Annotated in this window: 20 protein-coding genes; 14 read left to right on the forward strand and 6 right to left on the reverse strand. The window is 52.6% G+C overall.

What is annotated here, in order from left to right:
* The first annotated feature begins 112 nt into the window (after positions 1–112).
* The 5 genes from ACYVC2_RS29205 to ACYVC2_RS29225 all read left to right on the forward strand — a co-directional run bounded on the left by ACYVC2_RS29205 (position 113) and on the right by ACYVC2_RS29225 (position 8,041).
* Complete coding sequence (locus tag ACYVC2_RS29205) at positions 113–742, forward strand: TetR/AcrR family transcriptional regulator (RefSeq protein WP_461108655.1); 630 nt, start codon at positions 113–115, stop codon at positions 740–742.
* Between the two features lie 43 nt (positions 743–785).
* Entirely contained in the window at positions 786–2,147 is a 1,362-nt protein-coding gene (locus ACYVC2_RS29210; RefSeq protein WP_461108657.1) for a TolC family protein, read from the forward strand.
* Positions 2,148–2,156: 9 nt separating this feature from the next.
* A complete protein-coding gene (locus ACYVC2_RS29215; protein ID WP_461108659.1) occupies positions 2,157–3,263 on the forward strand; it encodes an efflux RND transporter periplasmic adaptor subunit in 1,107 nt (368 codons plus the stop codon).
* A 57-nt stretch (positions 3,264–3,320) separates the two neighbouring features.
* Complete coding sequence (locus ACYVC2_RS29220) at positions 3,321–6,470, forward strand: efflux RND transporter permease subunit (RefSeq protein WP_461108661.1); 3,150 nt, start codon at positions 3,321–3,323, stop codon at positions 6,468–6,470.
* 170 nt (positions 6,471–6,640) lie between these two features.
* On the forward strand, positions 6,641–8,041 hold the full coding sequence (locus ACYVC2_RS29225) for a hypothetical protein (RefSeq protein ID WP_461108663.1): 1,401 nt from the start codon (positions 6,641–6,643) through the stop codon (positions 8,039–8,041).
* Between the two features lie 105 nt (positions 8,042–8,146).
* On the opposite strand, the gene ACYVC2_RS29230 is transcribed toward ACYVC2_RS29225, so the two are convergent.
* From ACYVC2_RS29230 to mdh, 3 genes are all read right to left on the reverse strand, one after another.
* Positions 8,147–8,743 (reverse strand): DUF4190 domain-containing protein, encoded by a 597-nt coding sequence (locus tag ACYVC2_RS29230; protein WP_461108665.1) that lies wholly within the window; start codon positions 8,741–8,743, stop codon positions 8,147–8,149.
* Between the two features lie 171 nt (positions 8,744–8,914).
* Positions 8,915–9,361 carry a DUF2846 domain-containing protein gene (locus ACYVC2_RS29235; RefSeq protein ID WP_461108667.1) on the reverse strand — a complete coding sequence of 149 codons (447 nt, stop codon included), beginning with the start codon at positions 9,359–9,361 and terminating at the stop codon, positions 8,915–8,917.
* A gap of 135 nt (positions 9,362–9,496) precedes the next feature.
* Positions 9,497–10,432, reverse strand: coding sequence for a malate dehydrogenase (gene mdh, locus ACYVC2_RS29240; protein WP_461108669.1), 936 nt, complete (start codon positions 10,430–10,432; stop codon positions 9,497–9,499).
* Positions 10,433–10,604: 172 nt separating this feature from the next.
* On the opposite strand from mdh, the gene ACYVC2_RS29245 reads away from it, so the two are divergent.
* The 7 genes from ACYVC2_RS29245 (at position 10,605) to ACYVC2_RS29275 (ending at position 20,701) form a co-directional block, all read left to right on the forward strand.
* Positions 10,605–11,084, forward strand: coding sequence for a YkvA family protein (locus ACYVC2_RS29245; RefSeq protein WP_461108671.1), 480 nt, complete (start codon positions 10,605–10,607; stop codon positions 11,082–11,084).
* Positions 11,085–11,246: 162 nt separating this feature from the next.
* Entirely contained in the window at positions 11,247–11,450 is a 204-nt protein-coding gene (locus ACYVC2_RS29250) for a Sec-independent protein translocase subunit TatA/TatB (protein WP_461108673.1), read from the forward strand.
* A 157-nt stretch (positions 11,451–11,607) separates the two neighbouring features.
* The gene (gene gatA, locus ACYVC2_RS29255) at positions 11,608–13,062 is read left to right on the forward strand and encodes an Asp-tRNA(Asn)/Glu-tRNA(Gln) amidotransferase subunit GatA (protein ID WP_461108675.1); all 1,455 of its coding nucleotides are present in this window, start codon (positions 11,608–11,610) and stop codon (positions 13,060–13,062) included.
* Between the two features lie 152 nt (positions 13,063–13,214).
* Complete coding sequence (locus ACYVC2_RS29260) at positions 13,215–14,831, forward strand: lytic transglycosylase domain-containing protein (protein ID WP_461108677.1); 1,617 nt, start codon at positions 13,215–13,217, stop codon at positions 14,829–14,831.
* A 133-nt stretch (positions 14,832–14,964) separates the two neighbouring features.
* The gene (gene ruvA / locus ACYVC2_RS29265; protein ID WP_461108679.1) at positions 14,965–15,552 is read left to right on the forward strand and encodes a Holliday junction branch migration protein RuvA; all 588 of its coding nucleotides are present in this window, start codon (positions 14,965–14,967) and stop codon (positions 15,550–15,552) included.
* Between the two features lie 629 nt (positions 15,553–16,181).
* On the forward strand, positions 16,182–19,319 hold the full coding sequence (locus ACYVC2_RS29270) for a SusC/RagA family TonB-linked outer membrane protein (protein WP_461108681.1): 3,138 nt from the start codon (positions 16,182–16,184) through the stop codon (positions 19,317–19,319).
* Positions 19,320–19,399: 80 nt separating this feature from the next.
* Positions 19,400–20,701 (forward strand): RagB/SusD family nutrient uptake outer membrane protein, encoded by a 1,302-nt coding sequence (locus ACYVC2_RS29275; protein ID WP_461108683.1) that lies wholly within the window; start codon positions 19,400–19,402, stop codon positions 20,699–20,701.
* Positions 20,702–20,769: 68 nt separating this feature from the next.
* On the opposite strand, the gene ACYVC2_RS29280 is transcribed toward ACYVC2_RS29275, so the two are convergent.
* Positions 20,770–21,846 carry a Gfo/Idh/MocA family protein gene (locus ACYVC2_RS29280; protein ID WP_461108685.1) on the reverse strand — a complete coding sequence of 359 codons (1,077 nt, stop codon included), beginning with the start codon at positions 21,844–21,846 and terminating at the stop codon, positions 20,770–20,772.
* 70 nt (positions 21,847–21,916) lie between these two features.
* Here ACYVC2_RS29280 and ACYVC2_RS29285 point away from each other — a divergent pair, with 70 nt between their 5' ends.
* Both ACYVC2_RS29285 and ACYVC2_RS29290 read left to right on the forward strand, forming a co-directional pair.
* Positions 21,917–22,354 carry a hypothetical protein gene (locus tag ACYVC2_RS29285; RefSeq protein ID WP_461108687.1) on the forward strand — a complete coding sequence of 146 codons (438 nt, stop codon included), beginning with the start codon at positions 21,917–21,919 and terminating at the stop codon, positions 22,352–22,354.
* 78 nt (positions 22,355–22,432) lie between these two features.
* Entirely contained in the window at positions 22,433–22,774 is a 342-nt protein-coding gene (locus ACYVC2_RS29290; RefSeq protein ID WP_461108689.1) for a hypothetical protein, read from the forward strand.
* Between the two features lie 2 nt (positions 22,775–22,776).
* Here ACYVC2_RS29290 and ACYVC2_RS29295 read toward each other — a convergent pair whose 3' ends face one another.
* Entirely contained in the window at positions 22,777–23,808 is a 1,032-nt protein-coding gene (locus ACYVC2_RS29295; protein ID WP_461108691.1) for a galactitol-1-phosphate 5-dehydrogenase, read from the reverse strand.
* Positions 23,809–23,868: 60 nt separating this feature from the next.
* On the reverse strand, positions 23,869–25,458 hold the full coding sequence (locus tag ACYVC2_RS29300; protein ID WP_461108693.1) for an McrB family protein: 1,590 nt from the start codon (positions 25,456–25,458) through the stop codon (positions 23,869–23,871).
* Between the last annotated feature and the right edge of the window lie 5 nt (positions 25,459–25,463).

Consider the following 25,463-nt stretch of genomic DNA (forward strand, 5'->3'; position numbering starts at 1 on the left):
AATAGCCTTTAATAGTTCATAGACAGCTATTTATAAAATTTTTGAAAAAATTCTTGTTTAACGAAACAAATAAAATCTACCTTTGTTAGATATTTTGAAAGCCGTTAGAAAAATGAGTGTTACTGATCGTCGAACGCGCCAGAAAGCCGAAATCCGCCAGCGTATTCTGGACGCTGCCCGACAAATTGCCCGCGACAAAGACTGGAATGCCGTTACCATTCGGAGCATCGCCGAAGCCATCGACTACACACCTCCGATTGTGTACGAGCATTTTCAGAATAAAGAGGATGTGCTGCTCAACATCGTAAAGGAAGGTCACCTCGCTAACCGCAGGGCATTTGATGAAACGCTGGCGATGGATCTGAACGCCGAAGAAAAAATCGTCCGGCTGTCGATGCTGCAGTGGACGTTTGCCAATGAACAACCTGAAGTATACCGACTGATGCACAATCCCGAGCGGATGGAACAGCAACGGGAAATGGTACGGGAAGGCATGCAGGAAGCTAAGCTAAAGATCGAAAGCCTGTTTCGGGAAGTCAGCCCCGCCACAGATAACATTTCTGAAGTGATTTTCAACTGGTTTTGTCTAATGCAGGGGTATATCAATCTGATTACCAGCATTCAACCTCACCAGGGCGCCAAACTGCTCAAGAAAATCGAAGACCCCAACATGGTAGCACTTTTTAAGCAACCTACCCTCCTCTTCGAGCGGGCCATCCGCCGGTTTATCAAAAGTTTATAAACACCATCTCTCACACTATCAGACATTTAGATTTCATAACCAAATGAAAGGCACAAGGCAGAGGCTACTGATCGTGCTGACGCTGCTGACCACCTGGGCCAGCGCACAGAATGCTCCCTCGGGTGGCTACACACTCGCACAGTGCGTTGAGTACGCACGGGTCAACAACCCCAACATCAAAATCGCACGGGTCAATGAGCAAATATCGACCGTGCAGACGCAACAGGTGATCGGTAAGAATTTACCGCAGGTTTCTGTGGCCGGATCGCTGCTGGACAACGTTAAAATTCCGGTTCAGCTGCTCCCCGGTGAATTCCTGGGGCAGCCCGGCACGTTCATTCCCGTACAGTTCGGTACGCAGTATAGCTCGACACTGACGGGTCGCGTCGATCAGAAAATCTTCGATCCGTCGTTTGGACTGGCACTTAAAGCGGCTAAGATTCAGACCCAGGTGCAGGCCCAGGCGACCCTCCAGGCCGAACAAACTCAGGCTTATAATATCGCCAAAGCATACTACCAGACGCTGGTGATCGACCTGCAGAGACGCCTGACCATCCGCGACCTGAATTCGTCGGATACGCTGTTGCAACAGGAGCAGGTTCGGCTTAAGAACGGTACCACCCGCGAGATCGACTTCGGCCGCATTCAGCTGAACCGCAATAATTTACAGTCGCAACTGGAGCAGTCAAACCGAAACTACGAGCAGGCGATCAATCAACTGAAATTTCAGATGGGAATGCCCCTGGCCGAAACCCTGGCGCTTCAGCCACTGGAGATTGAAAAAGAGCTGCAGGTAGCCGATCTGCCGAATGCGGAAACCCGATTTTTCGAACGGCGGCCCGACTTTCGGCAACTGGTGCTGAACACGCAGTTGCAGGACCTGAACCGCCAGTCGAACAACCGTGGGTATTTGCCATCGCTTGGTTTTTACGGTACCTACGCCACCAACGCCCAGCGACAAACCTTCAGCTTTTTCGATGGAAAGCTACCCTGGTTTAAAAGCTCGACGATTGGTCTGACCCTTGCCTGGACGCCCTTCGATGGCAACCAGCGCCGGTACCGTGACCGCGAAAACCGACTGAATCTCGAAACGCTGCGGTTGCAGCAAATTCTGACCCGCGAGTCGGCCCAGCTGAATCTGAGCAATGCGCAGGTTAGCTACCAGAATCTGGTAACCGACATCCAGCGCGAACGGGACAATATCGAACTCGCCCGCAAAATTCTGAGCGTTACTGAACTGGAATACCGGGAAGGCATCGCTACATCGGTGACGCTGATCGACGCGAAAGATGCCTTGACCACAGCCCAAAACAATTTAGCAAACAAGCTCATTAGTCTATATCAATCCCGGTTAGACTACGAAAATGCGCAGGGTTCTATTCTTGATTACGTTACTCAAAAATAAACAGTTACCATGAAACGAGTTATCATTATTGGAGCGGTAGCTGCCCTGATCGCGCTGATTGCTTTCCGCCTGGTTAATAACAAAAAAAAGATCGAGACCGCGAAGACCGCTACGGCGCAGTTTCAGACCATACCCGTTGTGCAGGTGCAACCCGTAACCTACGAGCGGCTCGATCAGAAACTGTCGCTGCTGGGAACGGTAGAAGCCCAGAACGAGGGAAATATCATCGCCGAAACTCGCGGGAAACTCCAGAACTTCAAGCTGCTGCTGGGTTCGGCCGTTAAGAAAGGCCAGCAGGTCGGTTATATTCAGGACGAAGTGCAGGGTATCGTGGTTGAAAACAACCAGACCGCCGTTGAAAACGCCAAACGCGAACTGGAGCGCTACGAACGACTGCTGAAAGGTGGGGCCGTTACACAGGAAACTTATCAGAAATACAAAGATCAGTATAACACGGCCATTCTGAATGCCAAACAGCAGCAGCGGGTGCTGGGCAACGGTGCCGTCATTGCCCCGATCAGCGGGTATGTTTACGACAAAAAAGTCGAAAATGGCGAGTACGTTGCCGTCGGTGCGGTGCTGGCCTCGGTCATTAATTTGCAGAACCTGAAACTGGTGGTGAATGTGCCGGAGCAGGCGGTTTATCAGCTTAAGCTGGGCGATAAGGCTACCATTACCGCCCAGGCGTTTCCGGGCGTGACCTTTACTGGGTCGGTTCACTACATCAGCCCCAAAGGTGATGATCTGCACAACTATCCGGTCGAGATTTACCTGAGCAACAACAGCAAAAATCAATTGAAAGCCGGCACGCTGGCCAATGCCAGTTTCACCTTTCGCAACGGAATCGATGGCCTGTTCATTCCACGCCGGGCTCTGATTGGTGGTGCCGATAGCGCCAGCGTGTACGTACTGGAGAACAACAATACGGTTCGGCTGCGCAAAATCCAGTTGGGCTACGACACCGGGGATCTGTACCAGGTCTTGAACGGCCTCAAAAAAGGCGATCCGATTGTAGTAAATGGCCAGCTGAATCTCAGCAATGGAGCCAAAGTAACGGTAAGTGGAAATGGGGCAGCTCAGAGCCAGTCAGATACGTCGGTAGCGGTGAATCCTTAACAATCCGGTAGGCGTCAGGCGTTTGCCCGACGAACCACCCTCAAAACAAACAAACGAATGTCAGTAACTGAAATAGCCATTAAACGCCCGACGCTGGTTGTGGTGGCTTTTACTGTCCTGGGTATTCTTGGTTTTATCTCGTATAAAAGCCTGAACTATACCCTTTTGCCGAAATTCGATGCGTCGGTGGTTACGATCATCACGGCGTATCCGGGGGCAGCGGCCGGCGAGGTCGAAAACTCGGTAACCCGGAAGATCGAAGACGCTGTTTCGTCGCTGGAGAACCTGAAAAACATCAGTTCGACCAGCCAGGAAGGGGCGTCGACAATCCAACTGGAATTGACCTCGAATGCGGATCCGAATCGGGCGCTGGAAGATGCACAGCGGAAGGTAAACGCCATTCTGTCGCAACTGCCGGATGAAGTGGAGTCGCCTACGTTGCTGAAGTTCTCGACCGACGATGTGCCGGTCATCCGGATGGGTATCCGGGGTAACTTGGAAGCGACCAAGCTGTACGACCTGGTCGATGACCAGATCCGTACGCAATTGACCAAAGTCGACGGGGTGGGCCAGGTGACGCTGACGGGTGGTCGTGAGCGCGAAATCCGGATTGGGGTCGACCCGAATAAAATCAAGCTCTACAATCTTTCGCTGTCGCAGGTGGTTCAGGCCGTCAACTCGGCCAACCTCGATTACCCGACCGGGCGCATCGAAACCGATCAGGCCCAGTACGCCATCCGGCTGGCGGGTAAATTTACCGACATCAACCAGATCCGGAATGCCGCCCTGAAAACCTCTCCGAATGGCACCAAAGTCGTGTTGAGCGACGTAGCGACGGTGACTGATGGCGTGGCCGACCCAACGACCATCAACCGGATCAACGGGCGCGAATCCATCGGGATCACGATTCAGAAACAGACAGATGCCAACGCGGTGGTGATCAGTCAGCAGGTACGCAGTATTCTGGGCGGCATCGAGAAGCAGTATGCCAACATCGGCCTGAAATTCGAAATCACCAGCGACTCCTCCACCTATACGCTGGCTTCGGCCGAGGGGGTAATATTTGACCTTGAGTTTGCCGTTGTGCTGGTAGCGCTGGTGATGTTGTTGTTCCTGCATAGCCTGCGAAACGCCTTCATCGTCATGGTTTCCGTACCGGCTTCGATCATTTCGGTGTTTGTGCCGATGTATCTGCTGGGATTCACGCTCAACCTGATGACCCTGATGGCCCTGTCGCTGGTCGTGGGTATTCTGGTCGATGACTCGATTGTGGTCCTGGAGAATATCTACCGGCACCTCGAAATGGGCAAAGACCGCCGAACGGCTTCGCTCGACGGGCGGAACGAAATTGGCTTTACGGCGGTGGCCATTACCATGGTCGACGTAGTCGTGTTTCTGCCGCTGGTGTTCGTGCAGGGTCTGATTGCCAATATTATCCGGGAGTTTGCCCTCGTGGTCGTGTTCTCGACGCTCATGTCGCTGATCGTATCGTTCACCATTACGCCCCTGCTGGCGTCACGGTTCGCGAAAGAAACGGATCTGAACGGACCCGGTCTCGGCAAACGGTTTCTCTCCTGGTTCGAAGGCCAGTTCGATTCGCTGAAACACGGTTACGCGCGGCTGCTTGCCTGGAGCCTAGGTCACAAACGCTGGGTGTACATTACGGCAATTGTTTTATTCGTGGCCTCGATAGGTCTGGTAGCCGGTGGTTTTATCGGTACAACGTTCTTCCCACAAAGCGACCAGGGCGAATTTATCGTTCAGATCGAAGGGGAACCGTTCAACAGCCTGGCCGAGACCAACCGCATTTGTCAGGGTATCGAAAAACAACTGATGCAGAACAAGCTGGTTACGAAAGTGAACAGCAACGTAGGGTATTCCAGCTCGGCATCGGGGGGCGGTCTGGGCTCAACGCCTTACCACAAAGCCGAGATTACGGTAACCATCGTTCCTAAAGATCAGCGCACGATTTCGGTCGATCAGTTTGCGGCCCAGACGAAGGCCCAGATTATGAAAACGCCTGGCCTGAACGTCAAATCTGCACCAGTGGGCATTACGGGTGGTGCGAATGCGACGCCGATTCAAATTCTCCTGCAGGGCAATTCGCAACAGGAGCTGCAACAGGCAGCAGCGATTGTTAAACAAGTGGTTAAATCGGTGAGTGGTACGACCGACGTAGAATTGGGTGTCGACGATCCAAAACCGGAGCTGAGAGTCAATCTGGACCGCCGAAAAATGGCTCAATACGGCGTTTCGGTAGCGAACGTCGGGGCAACGCTGCAAACTGCTTTCTCCGGAAATACCGATAGCAAATACCGGATCGGTAGCCGTGATTACGACATCCGCGTGGAACTCAACCAGTTTAACCGCCAAAGTAAGGATAACGTCGGCGACCTGACCGTTCCGGATGCCCAGGGAAATCTGATCGAGATTCGGCAGATTGCGGACCTACAACTCAGTACGGGTGCGACACAGCTGACCCGCTATAATCGGGTGGGTTCATTGTTCGTCAACTCGAACGTCATTGGCCGGCCAACCGGTACGGTGGGTGCTGAGATCGACAACATTCTGAAAACGAAAAAACTGCCTGGTGGCGTTACCTACGCGCTCAAAGGTGATCTGGAACGTCAGTCGGATGCCTTCGGTAGCCTGGGTATTGCCCTTGGTCTGGCCGTTATGTTCGTCTATCTGTTGATGGTGGCCCTGTATAATTCATACTTTCGCCCTTTCGTGGTCCTGTTCTCGATTCCGATGGCGGTTATCGGTGCCTTCCTGGCGCTGGCGCTGGCCGAACAGTCGATTTCGTTCTTCGTTATGCTGGGGATGGTCATGCTGATCGGTCTGGTGGCTAAAAACGCCATCCTGCTCGTCGACTTTGCCAATGCGCAGAAAGAAGAAGGAAAAAGCACCGTCGACGCCCTCGTAGAAGCAGGTCGCGAACGGATTCGCCCGATCCTGATGACCACCATCGCCATGACGATCGGGCTGTTGCCAATGGCTTTAGCTACCGGCGATGGCTCGGAATCGAAGAATGGTCTGGCCTGGGTGCTGATCGGTGGTCTGATCAGTTCACTGTTGCTGACACTGGTGCTGGTCCCGACGGTCTACCTAACTTCCGAAAATATCTTCAACGGTGTTCGTCGGGTATATAATCGGATCGGTGGCAAAAAAGACAAACCCGTTCCGGCCGACCCGGCGAAGGTATAACGAGCCTTAAAAAAGCCTTAAAAAAGCCGACCGAAGCATGCTTCGGTCGGCTTTTTCAGGTTACCCCGTAAGCGGTGCTATGATTTGTGCCAGGTTTCTGCCTTGGCAAGAAAAGCTAGAATTAACTTAGCCAGTACTAGTTTTGTGCCGATACCAAAAACGACACTAGTATGATTTCTTCCAAGGTTGGCTGGGCAGGCGCTTTGCTCATGATCTGTCAGTCAGCATTTGCTCAACAGCCCATTACCGATGCCCTTAAACCGACCGCCGAAAAAAACGAACTTCGCTATAACCTAAACGAATCGGGCACCCACTTTTTCAAAGCGACTTTCCTGAACCAGGCCTGGCTTCAGTTCAATCAGAGCAACCCAGGAACCACGGTTATCGGCGTTCCTAAAGACAATACCTTCTCCATCGGTCTGCGCCGGACCCGCATTCAGTTGTATGGCCAGCTCAGCGACCATGTTTTGTTGTACATGCAGTTTGGGATGAACAACTTCAACTACCTCAACGGTGGTTTCAATCAGACGGCCTCATCGCAGCGCAAAGTCCAGGCTTTTTTCCACGACGCCGTAGGCGAATATCTGGTATTCAAAAATAAAAACTACCTGAATTTGGGGGCTGGTCTGACCATCGTGAACGGTCTCTCCCGCTTTAGCGCACCCAGTGTATCATCTATCATGAGTCTGGACGTACCCGTCTTCGCGCAGGCAACCGTTGACCAGACCGACCAGTTCTCCCGCAAATTGAGTATCTATGCCCGCGGCCAGGTCGGCCATCTCGATTACCGCCTTGCCCTGAGCGATCCGTTTCCAATTCAAACCAACGGTTCTGCGCTACCAACATACGGACCGAATTCTATTTTCGCTCTGAAAGGTCATGAGAAACAATTTCAGGGCTTATTTATGTGGCAGTTCTTCGATAAGGAAACCCATACGGCTCCGGGTTATAACACCGGCACGTACCTCGGTGCCCGAAAAATCCTGAACCTCGAAGCGGGTTTTATCACCCAGAAGAACGCCATGGTGCACGTGGCCGCTCCCGGCGATACGGTCTACGAAAACATGAATCTGTGGTCGGTAGCCTCGTTTCTGGATATGCCGCTGAACAAAGCCAACGGAACGGCAATCAACGCTTACCTCGGCTATTTTCATACCGACTACGGGCAGAACTACATTCGATTCAATGGAGCGATGAACCCCGGCAGCGATATCGTGGCTGCCCAGCGGCCGGGTGCGCTGGGCGGTACCCAGGGAAACGCCTTTCCCATGTTTGGCACCGGTAGCGTTATTTACGGGCAGTTCGGCTATCTGATGAAACAAGACCTGTTCGGGTCTGGCAATGGAACCCTTATGCCTTATATACAGGCACAGCTTGCAAATTATCGGCGGGTTACCAACACGCTCGGCGTTTATAACATTGGGCTGAATTACCTGATAAAGGGTCATAACGGCAAACTGACCCTCGACTATCAGAATCGGCCTTACTACGAACCTTCTTCTGGTTCGTCGCAGCTTTCGGCCGGTGGCCGTCGCGGTCAGTTAACCCTTCAATATCAGGTATTTATTTAACGATGCTGGCCGATAAGGTGGATCACAAAAATCCCCATCCGTTTAGTATGGAGATTTTTGCCTCGCTTATTTAGTAAGAGCCATGGATAAACCCGTTGCATTTAATCAACGGGCAGCTAGCACGACCAGCAGAATCACAGTCGCCACAATACCCAATACTAAACCAGCGACGGCCATCCCCCGGCCCTTTAGGCCAGGCTCTTTTCTAATTTTCGACAAAGCCACCCCTCCGAAAATAATGGCCAGCGGCCCAAGAACGATCCCCAGCAGAAAGAAGCTAAGAATACCGCAAACCAGCGCAGCGATGGCTAAACCACTTGTCTGTCCGGGAACTTCGGTCACGGCTTTCGTCAGAATCAGTTTGCGTAATTGTGCCTTTTTGAGGTGGCTGTTTGTTTGAGTGGCAATCGTTTTTTCGGTTGCCGACGTGCGAACCGGTTGGGTATGCCAGACTGGCTTTGTTTGCTCATTCGGTATCTCCTCACTGGTGGAAGCCAGCATGTCGACAGGTGCAATAACTGCTACTGACTGAGCGGAATCGGATACCGAGCGACTTGGTTCGACGGGTGTTGGGGCAAGGGTACTAACGCGGGAAAATTGTTCGTGCGGAGCTCGCTGATACAACGCCTGCTCACGACGGGCACAGGAGGAAAAACTAAAAACTAGCGTAAGAAAGAACAGGGATCGTACAAAAAATATCATATGTACACAATGGAATAATTAGACCACACAATACAAAAGATATTTATCGTAAAAACAAAGAACAGGTATACTTAACAAGTAAAATTCGAGACCATAAAGGCGATAAATTTTAATATGAGATTCCATACCGATAGTAGGAAAGGCTTCTTACTATCAGTATGGAAAGGCTCATTACTTAGTCAGGGCTTCCTGACAGTTGTCTACGGTCATGCCGCTCATATCGCGCTTGGCCGTGTTTTCCGTTACTTCCGACAGTTCCAGACGAGCGCGGGTAATGCTGGATTTGATGTCGCCCCGGACGAAATACTTCTTTCCTGCTTCTACGTCCAGATCGAGGCCGGTTTCTTTCTTGAACACTTCTACCCCGCCGTTTCGGGCTGTTAGAGCCAGTTTTCCGGGTTTAACCTTGTACTCCAGAAACCGGTTGTTGCTGAGCTTACAGATTTTTTCACCATTCGCAAAAATGCTGTAGTTGATCCCCGAGCCTAAAAACTGGCCACCCCGATAGACGTATACCGTGGCGAAATCATCGGTTGGTGGTGCGATCAGCGAATCGCTACGGAATGCCGTGCCGAGCAGACTGGAAACGAGGAGTGTGAATAAAAACGTTGTTTTCATGAATTAGATAGAATGAATTTAAAATGCGACAGCAAAATTCATATGAGACGAAAGATTCGGTGCGAATGACTTATTTACCGTCAATAAAAACGGCTCCATTTACGGAGCCGTTCGATGAGTGTATGCTTATTGGGATTACAGATTCAGCGTGCTGAGCACACCGTTCATATTCCGTACGGCATCGGCCGATTTGTTGAAAGCCGCCTGCTCTTCGTCGTTCAGTTTGTAATCGATGATTTCTTCCCAGCCATTGCGGCCCAGTACGACCGGTACCCCCAGGCAGATATCCGATTGACCGTACTCGCCTTCCAGCAGTACGCAGGATGGAATCACCCGCTTCTGATCGCGCAGGATGCTTTCTACCATATAAGCACCGGCGGCTCCGGGCGCATACCAGGCCGACGTACCGATCAGACCCGTCAGGGTAGCGCCACCGACCATGGTGTCGGCCGCTACTTTTTTCAGGGTTTCGGCATCCAGAAACTGGCTCACCGGCACACCGGCTTTGGTCGCCAGACGCGTCAGCGGAATCATGGTCGTGTCGCCGTGACCACCGATTACCGATGCCTGCAAATCATTGGGCGAACAGTTGAGCGCCAGCGACAGGTAGGTTTTGAAACGGGCCGAATCCAGCGCCCCCCCCAGGCCAATTACGCGGTTTTTAGGCAATCCCGACGATTTCAGGGCTAGATACGTCATCGTATCCATCGGGTTGGAAATAATGATAAAAATGGCGTCGGGTGAATGTTTCAGAATGTTTTCCGTTACGCCCTTCACAATTCCAGCGTTGATACCGATCAGGTCTTCACGCGTCATACCGGGTTTACGAGGAATACCTGATGTAATGACAACGACATCGGAACCAGCCGTTTTCTCATAATCGTTCGTCGAGCCCGTCAGTTTCACATCGCAGTCGAGCAGCGTCGATGCCTGTAGCATATCGAGCGATTTGCCTTCACTGATGCCTTCTTTGATATCGAGCAGCACAACTTCATGAGCGAGTTCCCGGCGGGCGATGTTGTCAGCGCAGGTGGCCCCCACGGCCCCGGCACCTACTACAGTAACTTTCATAGGGTATTCAGAATTAAAAGGTTATCAAGCGAGCGCAAAAGTAAGGACCTGGCTCAAGACAAACCAACCCATTCGAATTAAACTTCTGGTCCGGTTACGCTGTTTATGTAGTATTCGAATTTTTTGTTAGATATCAACCCTTGTTTGCTTTCATACGTGGGCATCATTCAGCATGGCAGAGAAGAAATCAACCAGTAATAGTAATCTTATCGGGCGAATTTTATCCTCGATCTTTTTTAAACGAGCCAACGCTGGAGCCGTTCGTTATGCCCGGAATACGCGCAGTTTGCTAGGTCTCATTCAGGATGCCATCGAGAAAGGGGGCGGTCTGTCGGGAGCTAATATTGCCGCTTTTCGGGAGCAGTTGGGCCTTGTCACCCGTCTGTTAAAAGCCTATACGTCAGGTCAGTACCGGGCGCTGCCCTGGAAAACCCTGATTCGGGTGATTGCCGTCCTGATTTATTTTGTTTCGCCCATCGACCTGTTGCCCGATTTTTTACCCATCGTGGGCATCACCGACGATATTGCCCTGATGCTCTGGCTGTTTAGCGGTATCAAAGACGATATCGAAAAATTCCGGCAGTGGGAAATGACCGCGGCCGAGCCGGGCGAAGGTGGCCCTCGTGCCGCGCAGACGATTAAAATCGGCTAAGCATTTGCTTTTAAGCCAAAGGGTTGGTTTTCAGACGTCCGTCAACTTTTTTACGAGTAAGCTGAAACCCAATTGGTCGCTGGTACGTAAGTTTCACTACGTTTTAATAGGATTATAAAAGAGACTTTTGTTAATTTTGCATACATTCAAATCCCAGTAATCATGATTTCGGCAAGTATTTTTGCAATTATGGGTTTAGGCGGTCAGGAAATGGTTTTTATCTTCCTGGCACTGCTCCTATTGTTCGGCGCTAAAAAGATTCCCGAACTCGCTCGGGGACTCGGAAAAGGTATCAAGGAATTTAAAGACGCTACGAAAGACGTTCGCGAGAATATCGAAGAAGGTCTGAAAGAGTCGGAAAAATAAATTCTTGTTCAATATACAGACAATCAGACGGTCTCGACCAGGGGCCGTCTGATTGTCTGTTTTTATTAGTTTCCAGTTTGTGGCTGTTGGTGAATAAGCTGTTGTCCTGAATAGTGCATCCGTTCTCCCGGCAAGCCGTAAACACTAAGCGACTACCGTGATCCTTTACCGCAGCTTTTCCTCTGTACAGACCGACCTCACTACCGGTGCCATCACCTGCCGCCAACTGGTGGAGCAATACCTCACCCGCATCGATGAACACCAGCATCTGAACGCTTTTACCGAAATCTACGCTGATGAAGCCCGGCAGCGGGCCGCTCTTGTCGACCAGAAACTAGCCGCCGGAACTGCCGGACGACTGGCTGGTATGGTTATCGGTATCAAAGACGTACTGAGCTACGCAGGCCACAGCGTTCGGGCGGGTAGCCGGATTCTCGATAAGTTTACCGCACAATTTACCGCTACGGCTATTCAGCGGCTGCTCGACGAAGATGTGATTATCATCGGTCGGCAGAACTGCGATGAGTTTGCCATGGGATCCTCCAACGAAAACTCCGCTTTTGGCCCCGTCCGTAATGCAGCCGATCCGAGCCGCGTGCCGGGCGGCTCGAGTGGGGGGTCGGCGGTGGCGGTTCAGGCGGGTCTGTGTCTGGCTTCTATCGGGTCCGATACGGGCGGCTCGGTTCGGCAACCAGCCGCGTTTTGTGGCGTCGTAGGCCTTAAACCGACCTACGGGCGGGTAAGTCGCTGGGGACTGATCGCCTATGCCTCCTCTTTCGATTGCATTGGCCCTATTGCCAACGATGCCGGAGATGCCGCCTTACTGCTGGAGATTATGGCGGGCCCCGATGATTACGACAGCACCGTATCGAGCCAACCCGTCGATGCTTACAATACCGCTCAATTACCCGATCGTCCCTTGCGGATTGCTTACATTCGGGAAGGCGTCGAGAGCGAAGGCGTCGACAAAAGCATACGAGAATCGACTCAGAATCAGATCAGTGCCCTGCAACAAGCAGGCCACACGGTAGAACCGGTCGATCTGACGCTTTTAAATTATCTGCTACCCACGTATTATATCCTGACTACCGCCGAAGCTTCTTCGAATCTGTCGCGTTTCGATGGTGTCCGGTACGGGTACAGAAGTGTGACAGCGAATACATCCACTTCGGACATATCCATGCCGGACCTTTTGTCGTTGTACAAAAAAAGTCGGACGGAAGGGTTTGGTCCCGAAGTTCGTCGGCGAATCCTGCTCGGTACGTTTGCCCTGAGCGCCAGCTACTACGACGCTTATTATACGAAGGCGCAGCAGGTCAGACGATTGATTCGTCAGGAAACCGAACGGCTGTTCGAACAGTACGATTTTTTAGTATCGCCAACCACGCCATCACCCGCGTTCAGATTGGGCGAAAAAACCGATGATCCGCTACAGATGTACCTGGCCGACATTTTTACGGTGCAGGCCAATGTAGTGGGTTACCCGGCCATATCCGTTCCCAACGGCACCGACGCCAGCGGTTTGCCAATTGGGTTACAGGCATTGGCCCCACCTTTCGCGGAAGGAAAGCTGGTCGCCTTTGCGAAGCTATTGGAGAGTATGAATGAATAATGGATAACGCGAGAAATGGATAATGAAAAATGAATAATGGATAATGTACCGTACCAGGCATGTCGCACTAATTATTCATTGTTCATTATTCATTATTCATTATTCATTATTCATTATTCATTAACGATGTAACGAACCTAACCGAAGATCGCATGAAGTATCTGAACCTAAGCTTGCTCAGAACAGGCCTGTTAAGTACAGCGTTGGGTCTGACAATGATGGCTCACGCCGAAAAAGTACCTTCCTCCGAACCTCAGCCACTCCCCGGCTTCAGTCCAAATCAGGACACGCTTATTGTTGCTAATACCGTACCGGACAGCCTGCTCCGCGAACGGCTGGCCAAACTTCAGAAAGATGTTCCGCTAACCTACCACAAAGCGGTTCAGTCGTATATCGATTATTTTACCTTTCGCAAACCGAGCATCACCAAATTAATGCTCGAACGCCAGCCACTCTTCTTCCCGCTTTACGAACGGATGCTGGCCGAATACGAACTTCCGGATGAGTTAAAATACCTCTCCATCGTTGAATCCTCCCTGACTCCACGCGCGGTATCACATTCGGGGGCGGGTGGTTTGTGGCAGATCATGCCCGGCACCGGTCGCGACCTGAAGCTGTATCAGGACGATTACATCGATGAGCGTATGGACCCCGTCAAAGCAACCGAAGCGGCCTGCAAATACCTCCGCGATCTGTACGCTATTTTCGGCGATTGGGAAATGACTCTGGCCGCTTACAACTGCGGTCCCGGCGCGGTAAAGCGCGCCATGCGCCGGTCGGGGGGTAATACCTATTATTCCATCTACGATGCGCTGCCCAAAGAAACCCGTGGGTATGTGCCTCAGTTCGTAGCGTTTACGTATCTCATGAACTACGCGAATGACCACGGTATTTTCGCGGAGAAGTATGAGTACCCGATACCAATGGATACGGTTCATATTTCAGGGTATTTCAACCTGGAAACCTTCGCCAGACACAGTACCATGGCGCTGACCGATTTGCAGAAGATGAATCCGGCGATTACAACGACAATTTTGCCTCCGCACACGGTCCGCTATCCTTTGCGCGTTCCACGGCAGCAGTATAGCTATTTTACCAGCCATCGGCAGGCTATTCTGGATTCAGCTGGTCGGTTGCCCTCCCAAATGGAACATACCCTACTGGCTCAGACGGAAGATATCCGCTATGGAGCCGACTCGATGGGCACCTGGGCTGCGTTGGGCACGAACCCGTTAGCCAATATTAGCCGCGAAGCTACCGGAGAGCTGACTGCCAGCGCAGATAAGACTACGGGTAAAGCTCCAGCCCTGAAGACCCAACTCGCTGTAGCCGAATCGGCCGATGAGCCGGAAGAAGATCTGGAAACAGTGGTGACCCGCCGACCTCGTAAGCAGGTTTACGTCGTCAGGAAGAAAGATAATCTGAACGAAATTGCCGACCGCTACAATGTCGAAGTCTATGACCTGAAACGCTGGAACCATCTGCGCTCCACCGTCATTCACCAGGGTCAGAAGCTGGTTTTACTGCAGGAAGTAGCGGAAACACATTCTGAGCGGCTGGCCGATCAGGGAACTGCCAAACGGCGTAAAAAAGTCGAAGCCATTGCCAAAACCAAACAGTATAAACCCCGCTACCACCGTGTTCAGGACGGCGATACGCTCTGGAATATTGCCCAGCGCTACGACGGGCTGACCATCGACCGGCTTAAAAAAATGAACCACATCCGTAGCAATTCGCTCCGGCCAGGGCAAAAGCTGATTGTGGGTTGATAGGCCAGTAAAACCAGTTTCGGCAAGTGCAAAACACCTAAAACAACCCACGATTTTTAACGCAAAAGTCGTGGGTTTTTCGTATCTTTAACAGTAGACAACGGCCTTAAGAACAGGCTTTTTCAACGCACGAATGATTGCTTATTTAGACGGAATTCTGTCGTACAAAGAACCGACACATACCATTATCGACGTTCACGGTGTAGGCTATCTGGTTCATATTTCGCTCCACACCTATTCCGTTTTACCCGGCGGTGGCGAGCGCATCAAACTCTTCATTCATCACTTATTTCGGGAAGATCTGCAGTCGTTGTACGGCTTTGTCAGCGCCGACGAGAAATCGCTTTTTCTGGATCTGATCGGCGTATCGGGCGTAGGACCGAATACGGCGCTGGGCATGCTTTCGGCCATGCAGCCGGGTGATTTACGGTTAGCTATTCTGGGCGAAAACGTTCGGGCTGTGCAGGCCATCAAAGGAATTGGGGCCAAAACCGCCCAACGGATTATCCTTGAGCTGCGCGATAAAATGAAACGGGCGGGAGTCGTTCCCAATGGTCCGACATACCGGCAACAGGCGGCCAACCCGGTTCGGGAAGAGTCACTGGCGGCTCTTATAGCACTGGGCTTCCCTAAACCGACCGCCGAGAAAAGTGTAGATGAAACATTAACTGCCGAACCGAACCTGACCGTCGAAGAAGTCATCCGAAAGGCCTTACGATAACCATCGACGCCGTTGCCCGCGTAAGAAGAACTCCGGTGATGGCGTCGTAATTGCACCCTTTTTGCTAATCCGTTCTCAACCCGCTTTTGTGCATTGCTGAAACAAAAGCGCAGCGCAGCCTGGGCAGTACCCTAGCATGTGAATCCGCCTTTTTAGCCATTTATAGCGACCTCCTACGGAGGGCTGAAATTTAGTTTTTGTCCATGACCGAATGCGTAAGGAACACCTCTCCGATGAGGGGTTGTTCTTTGCTATGGCTCGACTGCTGAAGCTGCATTCCTACTGCCTCCAAACAATAATCCTTTTTTTCTACGTATAGCCAGGTGATTACCTGAAAGACGTAATACTTTTCTAGCGGTTTGTGCCTGGGCAACAGAGCGCTCAAAGCGACTAATTCAGCCTGTTGTGGTCGATCGTAAAACACATGGGACTTATCGAAGATTGAAATTTACTAAAAAAGGCATTTTGCCATTTATGCAACAACCGTATTCACTCCGTCGTCTTTAGGCCGTTTTTATTCTTATCTTTCCCATTAATTTTCTTTTAATTTTCACGTATCTACCAACTTTTACTACTGCCTTATGGACAACAGGTACAGACCTGTTAGCCAACGTATTCACTTGCTGTGGATGCTCTGGTTAACCCTTTTATTGTGTACAGACAGTTTTGCGCAGGGTACCCGCCTGGTCAAAGGGCGAGTGACCGATGCCAACGGTGCGGGTATTCCCGGCGTTACGGTGCAGGTTCAGGGAACGAATGTCGGCACAGTTACCGACGTGGATGGCAACTATCAGTTCACCCCCGCCGATGGCGGAAACAATACCCTGCGGTTTAGCGCGATCGGCTATCAGCCCGTTATGCAGACGCTGACGGCCAGCTCACCGGCTGCGCTGAATGTAACGTTAAAAGAAGACATTGCCAATCTGGATGAAGTAGTGGTTACTGGCTCGACCATCACGACTACCCGACGCGAACTGGGTAATGCCATCAGCACGATCAAAGCAGCTGACATTCAACAGACGGGCTCAGCGGGGCTGTTGAATTCGCTACAGGGGAAAGTACCCGGCGCGCAGATTACGCAAAACTCCGGCGATCCGGCAGGCTCGATTTCCATCCGGCTACGCGGTGTAAAGTCACTATCGGGCTCGTCCGATCCGTTGTATGTCATCGATGGGGTTATTATTAGCAACCAGAGCGCCAACGTATCGCAGTTGGCCGTGGCTGACCAGATTGGGTCGGCGCAACCGGGAACGAACCGACTAGCCGACATCAACCCTAACGATATAGCCAGTATCAACGTTATCAACGGGGCGGCTGCGGCTGCGCAGTATGGCTCACGGGCCGCCAACGGGGTCGTACTGATCACCACCAAACGGGGGTCGACGGGGGCTCCGCGCGTTACTTTCTCTGCCTCGTTCAACGTCAACGAACTTCGAAAAAGCGTACCGGTCAATTTGTACAACAAAACCTTCGGAAATGCACAGCAACGGCTTTTCCCAATCAATACGTACAACAATGCCAGCGCTCAACAGGCTGCGATTGCACTAAATCCGGCAACGACTTTTCTGCCAATCACCCGGGACGGAACCCAAAACTTTCTGCTTTCGAACGTGGTCGATAATGTTCCGCGCTACAACTACTTCGACCAGATTTTCCGGACGGGCTACGGGACCGACGATGCCATTTCGATTTCGGGTGGGCGCGACAACACGCAGTACTACGTTTCGTTCGGTTATCTGAAAAACGAAGGGATCATTAAAGGCACCGATTTCACGCGCTATAACCTGCGTGCCCGCCTGGATCAACGCCTGACCAACTGGGCAAAGCTATCGGCAGGGCTAAGCTACGTGAACAGCTTTTCCAACGAAAAAGCCAACGGCAACGTGTTCTACAGCCCGATGAACTCGGTGACTATTCTGAACAATATCTACGACATTACCCAGCGCGATGCATCGGGCAACCTGCAGGCCGTGGAAGGCCCCCGCGTGAACCCACTGTCGACCATCGAAGACATGAAGTTCACCCAATCGGTGAACCGCACCATCAGCGATATTCAACTGAACCTGACGCCCCTCAAGGGCTTGAGTGTCGATTACATTCTGGGCGTCGATACCTACGGGCAGGTCGGGCAAAACTACATTCGTCCCTACCCTTACTTGGCTCAGGCTTCACTGGGAGCCAACCTGTATCCGGGCGGGTTTTCGGCAACGGGCAACAATACGGTATTTCAGCTTAATTCCGACCTGAACGTCAGCTACGAACGTCAATTCAGCGAGCAGTTTAAGCTGAACGCGGTGGCTGGGTATAACTATCAGTATTTCCGGTCCGATTACTCTACCTCTCAGGGACAGAATCTCGCGCCTTTTATCGAAACCGTGCGAGGAGCTTCGAGTACGACCGTATTGGCCGATTACAGCCTGGACCGGTTCAACCTGAGTGGTTATTTTCTGCAGGCAACCCTGGGCTACCGCAATCTGGCATTCCTGACTGGTGCTGTCCGTCGCGATCAGTCGTCCAAATTTTCACCCTCCGTTACGAATCAGTATTATCCCAAGGTTAGCGGATCATTTGTCGTATCGGACCTGGGCTTCTGGAAAAACGGAGACTTCAACAAACAGGTCAACAGTCTGAAACTCCGGTTGAGCTATGGCGAAGCGGGTAATCTGTCGGGGGTCGGTTCCTACAGCCGGTTTTACCAGTTCTCGCCGGTGGCGTATCTGGGTAAAAACACCCTGCTGCCCGGCTCACAGCTGGCCAACCCGCTGGTACGACCTGAGCGCATGGCCGAACTGGAAGGAGGTATCGATGTCTCGTTCGTCAATAACCGGATTGGCCTGGGGGTTACGGCTTATAACCAGCAGATCAAAGACCTGATTGTCAACCGCGTGCTGGCTCCTTCGTCGGGCGGGTCGAGTATCGTCAATAACGTAGGAACGATGGAAAACAAAGGCCTGGAAGTGGTGCTGGACGTGGTGCCGGTTAAAACTAAAAACTTCACCTGGGATTTCACGGCTATTTTCAACCGCAACCGCAACAAGGTACTGTCATTGGGTAGCCCGGCCATTGCTATCTCGTCGCCCGCCGGGGCACCGTACTTACTTCAGGGCCAGCCAGCCAGCGTATTTTACGGAACTGGCTATGCCCGCGATGACAACGGTAACCTGATCTATACGAAAGAATATGGATTTCCCCAGTCGGAGCGAGCGTCTTCGCAGGTGGTTGGATCGACGGATTTTGTAAAGGCCCGTACGGCTGAAGGTCAACCGGATACGAAATTCCCAACGGCGAATATTGTCATTGCCAACCCAAACCCTAAATGGACCGGTTCGTTTACTACTAACCTGAATTACAAGGGAATTACGCTACACGTTCTGCTGGATATGGTTCAGGGTGTCGATGTGTTCAACGCCGACCGGCGCACCCGGCAGGGCGTCGGCATGGGCGATTACGTCGAGAAAGAGCTGAAAGGCGAGATCAAACGCGGCTATATTTTCGCGATCTACAACACCGAAGAATGGCGCGTAGAGAGCGGAGCGTATACCAAACTGCGGGAAGTTTCACTCAGCTATGCACTGCCCAAGCTCATCAAGTCGGTCAGCAACATCAATGTCTCGCTCATCGGTCGTAACCTGTACTCGTGGGATACCTACACCGGCTTCGATCCGGAAACCAACGCCGGCGGCACCAACGATCTGCTCCGCGGGCTCGATTTCGGGAACGTGCCCATTCCGCGTACTTATCAGGTTAAATTGTCGGCAACATTCTAAAATAGTAGATAGTGACGAGTTGTTAGTTCGTAATGCCTACGCACCAACAACATGACTATCGACTTATTCTTACTATTCATATGAAAAAATACCTTATCACGTCCTTATTATCGGGCCTGCTGCTGATGCAGAATGCCTGTACGCAGGAATATTTGAACCCCAGTACGGCCAGCCAGCCTCAGGTTGTTGGCTCGGCTGATGGCCTGATTACGGTTTGCAATAGCCTTCAGTACCGCTTTACGGTAGGCGGAGGAGGCAGTGTCATCGGTAGCGTTGTGCCAGGTGGTGGCCTGACCACCGGCGAACTGGTGGTGCTGAATCAGGGAAACGGTGAAGAATTTGCTTTGCAGCAGGGGCAGGCCAACGTGACCAATTCGAACGGGGTTGTCCGTACGATCTGGACCCAGTGCCAACTGGTCCGGGCGAATGCCGACCTGGTTCTGGCGAATACGGGCGTTGTGAACGATCCGGGCACGAAAAGTGGGATTGTCGCTTACGCATCGATCTTCCGGGCATTAGCGCTCGGTACACTGGCAGAATTTTTCCAGTCGGCCCCCATCGTCTCGCAGGACAACTCGCCTTTTGTCGATCGGGCGCAGTTGCTGAAAGAAGCCATTGCATCGCTTGAGTCGGCGGCTACCCAGGTAGCTTCGGCACCTGTATCGGCCAACTTCTCGAGCAAAATCGTGCCGGGCATCGACATTCCGAACACGCTGCAGGCGCTGATTGCCCGGTACGCCATCTTTGCCGGTGATTACGATAAAGCCCTGACGGCAGCCGCCAAGGTCGATCTGACAAAGAAATCGGTGTTTAATTTCGACGACAACTCCCGGAATCCGATCTTTTTCTACGCATTCGGCAACGTAAACGTCGTTGCGCCAACTAATGTCAGCCTGGGGTTGACGGGGGCGCTGGCTCCCGACCCGGCCGACAAACGGATCGGTTTTTACACGCAAACCGCCAACAGCAAAGCCAATCTGGGAACCGGCTTCTACACGTCGAACAGTGCGCCGATTCCGGTGTACCTGCCCGGCGAAATCCTGCTGATTCAGGCCGAAGCGTACGCCCGCAAAAACGACCTGGCTAACGCGGTAACGGCCTTGAACAAAGTGCTTACAAAGACAGCCGCTACGGATGCCTTCGGGTTAGGGGCTGCTCTGCCACCGTATAGCGGTGCTCAAACTCAGGATGCGATCTTGCTGGAAATCCTGCGGAACCGTAATATCGAGCTGGCCTATACCGGAGTTCGTCTCGAAGATAGCCGGCGCTTTGGGCGACCTGGTCCTGGAGCCGCCGGATCGGAACGGAACCGGAACTTCTTCCCCTATCCGCGAACTGAGCGCGATAATAACACCAGCACTCCGCCAACGGACCCAAGCTAAGGAATGCCGTCCATCCCGGTCGGGTGTGTAGAACATAGTAGTCTCACATCCGACCAGGACGGTCGGTATTACAATTTTACCGCTGCACCCGTGCGGGTCGATTCGTAAATGGCCTGAAACAGCGCCACAACCCGACGGCCATCTTCACCCGTAACTGATGGGGGACGATTTTCGCGAATGGCATCGCGGAACTCGGCAATCTGCAAGCCAAAGTAATACACCGTAGCGTCGATGGTGTTGAAGAACGCGGTGTCTTCTTCGACGAATTGCTTCAGTAACAACTCTTCACCCGGCACCGTCCAGAGGTCATTGACGGGTGGGTCTGTAATAGTCGACATCCCGGCGATAAACAATGCTCCGCCGTCGGTCTGCACACCTACCGATGCGCCATTCTGACCGTGAACGTGGACTTTACCGAAAATACCGGGCTTCTGTGAGTTGCTCACGATGATGTTGCCCAGCCCACCATTTTTAAATTTCACGATTGCCAGCGCCGTATCGTCGACCTCGATATACGGATGGTTCAGGTTGCGCCAGACGCCGTACACCTCATCTATCTCGCCCATGTACCACAGCAGCAGATCGAGCTGGTGGGGCGACTGATTGACCAGCACGCCCCCGCCCTCGTCGGACCAGGTACCCCGCCAGGCATCGCTTCTGTAGTAGGCTTCATCGCGCCAGCCCAGCATCTGAATCGTACCGAGTACGGGCTTGCCGATTTTTCCGGAGTCGATTGCCTGCCGAATGCGCTGGCTGGGGGCATAAAACCGGCGCTGACTGATGGTACCCAGATACCGGTTACTCTGTTGGGCAGCTTCGATCATAGCGTCGCAGTCTTCCAGCGACGACGCCAGCGGCTTTTCGACCAGAACGTGTGATCCCGCTTTGAGAGCGGCCACGGTGGGCTCCCGGTGGGCCGGGTGGGTCGTACAAACCAGGCAAAGGTCTACGTTTTCCCGGTCGACCATGTCGTAGATATCACTATACGCCCGGATGTTATACTGGTTAGCGAAATCTTCGGCTTTCTGATACGTTCGTCCATAGACGGCCACAAGCTCGGTGTCGGGGGTTTGCAAAACGGCTTTTGCGTGCAAATGCGCGACTTTACCGGGGCCGATGACGGCAATGCGAAGAGGGGTTGGCATAATAAATTTATGGGTCTTCCAACGAAATGCGCCCAACCGGAGTCATCTACTCAAAAAAACGACGAAAGATATGAAACGATTGGTATTTGGCTTTTCCCTATTAGTGCTAGGGCTGGTCGGTTGTCGTAAAGATCAGGACGTCGATCCTGATTTGTTATACCGCACCTGGCAGTTAACGAAGATGACAACGCTTGACGGAAAACCCGTCACGATTACGGCTAATCCTTCCAATATTCTGACGTTCCGATCGAACGGAACCATTCTATACGGAGCCGACGGGCGCTATGCAATTTGCTGCAATCCAATTGTGTTCAACCGGAAAGACAGTGTACTGGACTTCAAGGATGTGGCCTCCATTACGATCCCCGACGATGTACCCAGGGCTGATTGTAGCGCGGTGAGCTGCGTGATGATGGATGATCACTGGACCATCACGACCCTAACCTCAACTCAACTGGTTGTTTTCGGTAATAACCGCGGGATCGCCGTTTTCCAACCGTATCCCTGACTAAAAAATAGGATCTGGCTTACCGAAGTTGTGGTAGAGCGAGCGGAAATCTGCCCTATCACAACTTTATTCCCTTCAATGAAAACCAGCTTGCTTCTTACGGTGCTGACGGTATGGCTCACCGGTGCGTGCGGGCGTGACGATTCCGTGGGTCCGGCAGAGTTACTGTACAAGCGCTGGCATCCCTTTCAAAGCAAACGGGTTGGCGATGCCGCCTGGGTGCAGTATGATACCGATGCGTATTATGATACAGAATATCGGCTCGACAGCACCGTCGTTTATCGCCGGGATGGGGGCGTTATAACTACACCCTGCTGCGCCGGTAGCCGAAATGACCAGGCTACCATTACCGTCCTGAAAGCCGATCGACTCGAATTACAGACCGGCAACCAGCTTACGCAGTATGAACCGGCCCGATGAGATTACGGTTTTAGCACGACTTTAATCAGCCCTTTTTCTTTTTCGTATAACCGCTTAAACCAGTCGGCTCCTTCTTCGAGTGGTACTTCGGCGCTCAGGATCGCTTCGACGTTGATGCGACCGGATGAAATCAGCGCCAGAGCTGCTTCGTACTCGCCATTAATGGCGCAGGAACCCTGTAGTCGCAACTGCCGGGTAACCACCGCCTGCAGCGGAATCTCCACCGTTGGTGCCAGATTGCCCACCAGCGTGACCGTTGCACCCTTTCGAACGCAGTCAATCGCCGTTTTCACCGTTGGACCCGCGCCCACCACCTCGAAAGAAACGTCGGCTCCTCGTCCATGCGTCAGCGCCTGTACCTGTTTGGCGACCTCGCCCGAACGCGCATTAATCGCGTACGTGGCCCCCAGCGTTTGCGCCAGTGCGAGCCGGTCATCGTCCAGATCGATGGCGATGATGGCACCACAACCCGCCAGTTTCAGGGCCTGAATAATAAACAAACCGATCATGCCCGACCCTACTACCACCGCCGAATCATTGACCTGAATTGGTGTCAGACTCAAGGCATGGAGCGCCACGGCCACCGGTTCGACCAGCGCAGCCTGGGTAAAGCTAACGTTGTCGGGAATTGCGTAAAGGATGTGCTTTGGCACAGCTACAAACTCGGCAAACGCCCCCTGTCGCTTGAAATCAGGAGTCGATACGCCCACCACTTCGCGACCGTCGCTCAGGTTATACTGACCCCGGCGGCTGTACCAGTCGTCGAGCGCGTAGACAGTCGAGTCGAAGGTAACGCGGTCGCCAACTGCCCAGTCGCGCACGTCGGAACCTACTTCGGCAATGATTCCTGATGCTTCGTGGCCCATCACGATAGGCGGAATTCGGCGGCCGCTGCTCCCATCCATGCCGTGTACATCGGAGCCGCAGATACCTACGGCCTGAACACGCACAAGTACTTCATCGGAGCGTATGGCTGGCTGAGGTAAATCCTGAAGATCGAAATGATTGTATTCGGTTAGAACGAGTGCTTTCATAAGGCAGGCGGCTAAGAAGCTAGGTTGATCATTCGTATAAAAAGCGACTTCCCAGCCACTCTACTGCTTTTGGTAGATTGCCACAAACGCGTCGGCCGGTATCTGGTCGTACGCACCCTGCTGGAGCTGTGGGTTCACTTCGTAGGTAACCACTTCATCCAGAACCTCCGGCAGTTCACCAAACAGTTTGGTCGCCGTCGACGCGGTATATTTCTTTTTGACCCGAATCAGCCGATGGTCGGGGGTTTTGCCCCAGGCCGGATTATCGCCCAGCACCAGTTGAATTTTAGCCCAGTCGTTGAAGAAATATTCCTGCAGCAAGGGAATAATCCGGTTCCGAAAAGCGTCGCAGAGATCGGCATAGGCTTTGACGCCAGTCAGGTAAGCATGGCCGATCTGATGATCGCGGTCGAGCAGGCACTCGATGCGCTCGTTTATGGTTCGGAGCAGTTGACTCAGATCGACGCCCTCAATCGTACCCAGTACGGCCGGATCGGGCAGCATCTCCCGAAACGCAAACCGTCGCCGTAAGGCAATGTCCAGAAGCGCAATCGACCGGTCGGTTGTGTTCATAGTACCGACAATAAACAGATTCAGCGGCACGCCGAAACTTTCCCGTGAATAGGGCAAGGTTACCCAGAGTTCGTTTTCAGCCCCCAGCCGCTTATCAGCCTCCAGTAGCGTTATCAGATCGCCAAAAACACTGGCGACGTTGGCCCGGTTAACTTCGTCGATGAGCAGATAACAGGGGGGCGCTTTCTTCAACTTCTGGCTACGATTTTCGGGTGAATCGTTCACGCAATCGGCCAGCGTAGCGTAGCCCGCCAGATTGATCGCCGACAGGCAGGCTTTGTAGAAAATGCCTTTATTGATCTTGTAGATAATCTGTCGGTCAAGCACCTCCGGCCGAATTCCTTCTACAAACTCTTCGTAGCTGTACGAGGGGTGAAACGTAATCAGGCTCGCATTCCTGTCGTGCAGGTAAGGTTGTAAGGCAAACGTTTTGCCCGTGCCCGGTGGCCCGAATAGAATCAGATTATGCGGCTGATCCGGCAAAGCAGGCTCGGGTTCGTAGGCGGCTTCGGGCTCTTCGACAGCATAGCCGTTCAGAAGCCGCTCGCCCAGCGCGGGGTCGTCGGCCAGCCGGATTAAATCACTTAAAAAAGCTTCGTCTTCGGCGGCCTGATAAATGTCGGGGTTATGCCGGGCCGAATGCGGGCCGCGCTTGCTGGTTTCAACCAGTTCGAGCAGACAGTCTTCCCAGCAGGTTCGGAGCGTTGGGTTGAACAGCAAATGAACGTTGGATTGCCCAATGATGACGGCTAAATAATCCGACTTTTCGGTTAGCGGTTCGGGCACCAGTTCTTCAATGCTTTTAAGCCGGTCGTAGCAGGCTTTCTTGACCGTTAGGTGGTATTCGACTTCGCCCCGACGGGGTTTCTGAATGCGAAGTGCCTGAAAAAAGTTGACGCTCGCCACAATCGACGATTTATCCTGCCTGACCACAAACGCCAGCCGGGCATCGCCGTTGGGCAGGTTCACGATGTCGATCAGCTCTTTCAGCAATCCAAAAAATCGGCGGATGGCTTCAGGGTGACCGATGTCGCGGATACGTTCAATAAGAGCTTGTGACTGGGCGTCGGCGATCACAGAAA

It is taken from the genome of Spirosoma koreense (assembly GCF_054777875.1).

Coding starts and splice junctions, on each gene's coding strand:
- ACYVC2_RS29225 (WP_461108663.1), top strand. CDS start 6,641: ATGATTTCTTCCAAGGTTGGCTGGGCAGGCGCTTTGCTCATGATCTGT.
- ACYVC2_RS29295 (WP_461108691.1), bottom strand. CDS start 23,808: ATGAAAGCACTCGTTCTAACCGAATACAATCATTTCGATCTTCAGGAT.
- ruvA (WP_461108679.1), top strand. CDS start 14,965: ATGATTGCTTATTTAGACGGAATTCTGTCGTACAAAGAACCGACACAT.
- ACYVC2_RS29290 (WP_461108689.1), top strand. CDS start 22,433: ATGAAAACCAGCTTGCTTCTTACGGTGCTGACGGTATGGCTCACCGGT.
- ACYVC2_RS29275 (WP_461108683.1), top strand. CDS start 19,400: ATGAAAAAATACCTTATCACGTCCTTATTATCGGGCCTGCTGCTGATG.
- ACYVC2_RS29285 (WP_461108687.1), top strand. CDS start 21,917: ATGAAACGATTGGTATTTGGCTTTTCCCTATTAGTGCTAGGGCTGGTC.
- ACYVC2_RS29270 (WP_461108681.1), top strand. CDS start 16,182: ATGCTCTGGTTAACCCTTTTATTGTGTACAGACAGTTTTGCGCAGGGT.
- ACYVC2_RS29220 (WP_461108661.1), top strand. CDS start 3,321: ATGTCAGTAACTGAAATAGCCATTAAACGCCCGACGCTGGTTGTGGTG.
- ACYVC2_RS29210 (WP_461108657.1), top strand. CDS start 786: ATGAAAGGCACAAGGCAGAGGCTACTGATCGTGCTGACGCTGCTGACC.
- ACYVC2_RS29260 (WP_461108677.1), top strand. CDS start 13,215: ATGAAGTATCTGAACCTAAGCTTGCTCAGAACAGGCCTGTTAAGTACA.
- mdh (WP_461108669.1), bottom strand. CDS start 10,432: ATGAAAGTTACTGTAGTAGGTGCCGGGGCCGTGGGGGCCACCTGCGCT.
- ACYVC2_RS29205 (WP_461108655.1), top strand. CDS start 113: ATGAGTGTTACTGATCGTCGAACGCGCCAGAAAGCCGAAATCCGCCAG.
- ACYVC2_RS29230 (WP_461108665.1), bottom strand. CDS start 8,743: ATGATATTTTTTGTACGATCCCTGTTCTTTCTTACGCTAGTTTTTAGT.
- ACYVC2_RS29250 (WP_461108673.1), top strand. CDS start 11,247: ATGATTTCGGCAAGTATTTTTGCAATTATGGGTTTAGGCGGTCAGGAA.
- ACYVC2_RS29235 (WP_461108667.1), bottom strand. CDS start 9,361: ATGAAAACAACGTTTTTATTCACACTCCTCGTTTCCAGTCTGCTCGGC.
- ACYVC2_RS29245 (WP_461108671.1), top strand. CDS start 10,605: ATGGCAGAGAAGAAATCAACCAGTAATAGTAATCTTATCGGGCGAATT.
- ACYVC2_RS29215 (WP_461108659.1), top strand. CDS start 2,157: ATGAAACGAGTTATCATTATTGGAGCGGTAGCTGCCCTGATCGCGCTG.
- ACYVC2_RS29280 (WP_461108685.1), bottom strand. CDS start 21,846: ATGCCAACCCCTCTTCGCATTGCCGTCATCGGCCCCGGTAAAGTCGCG.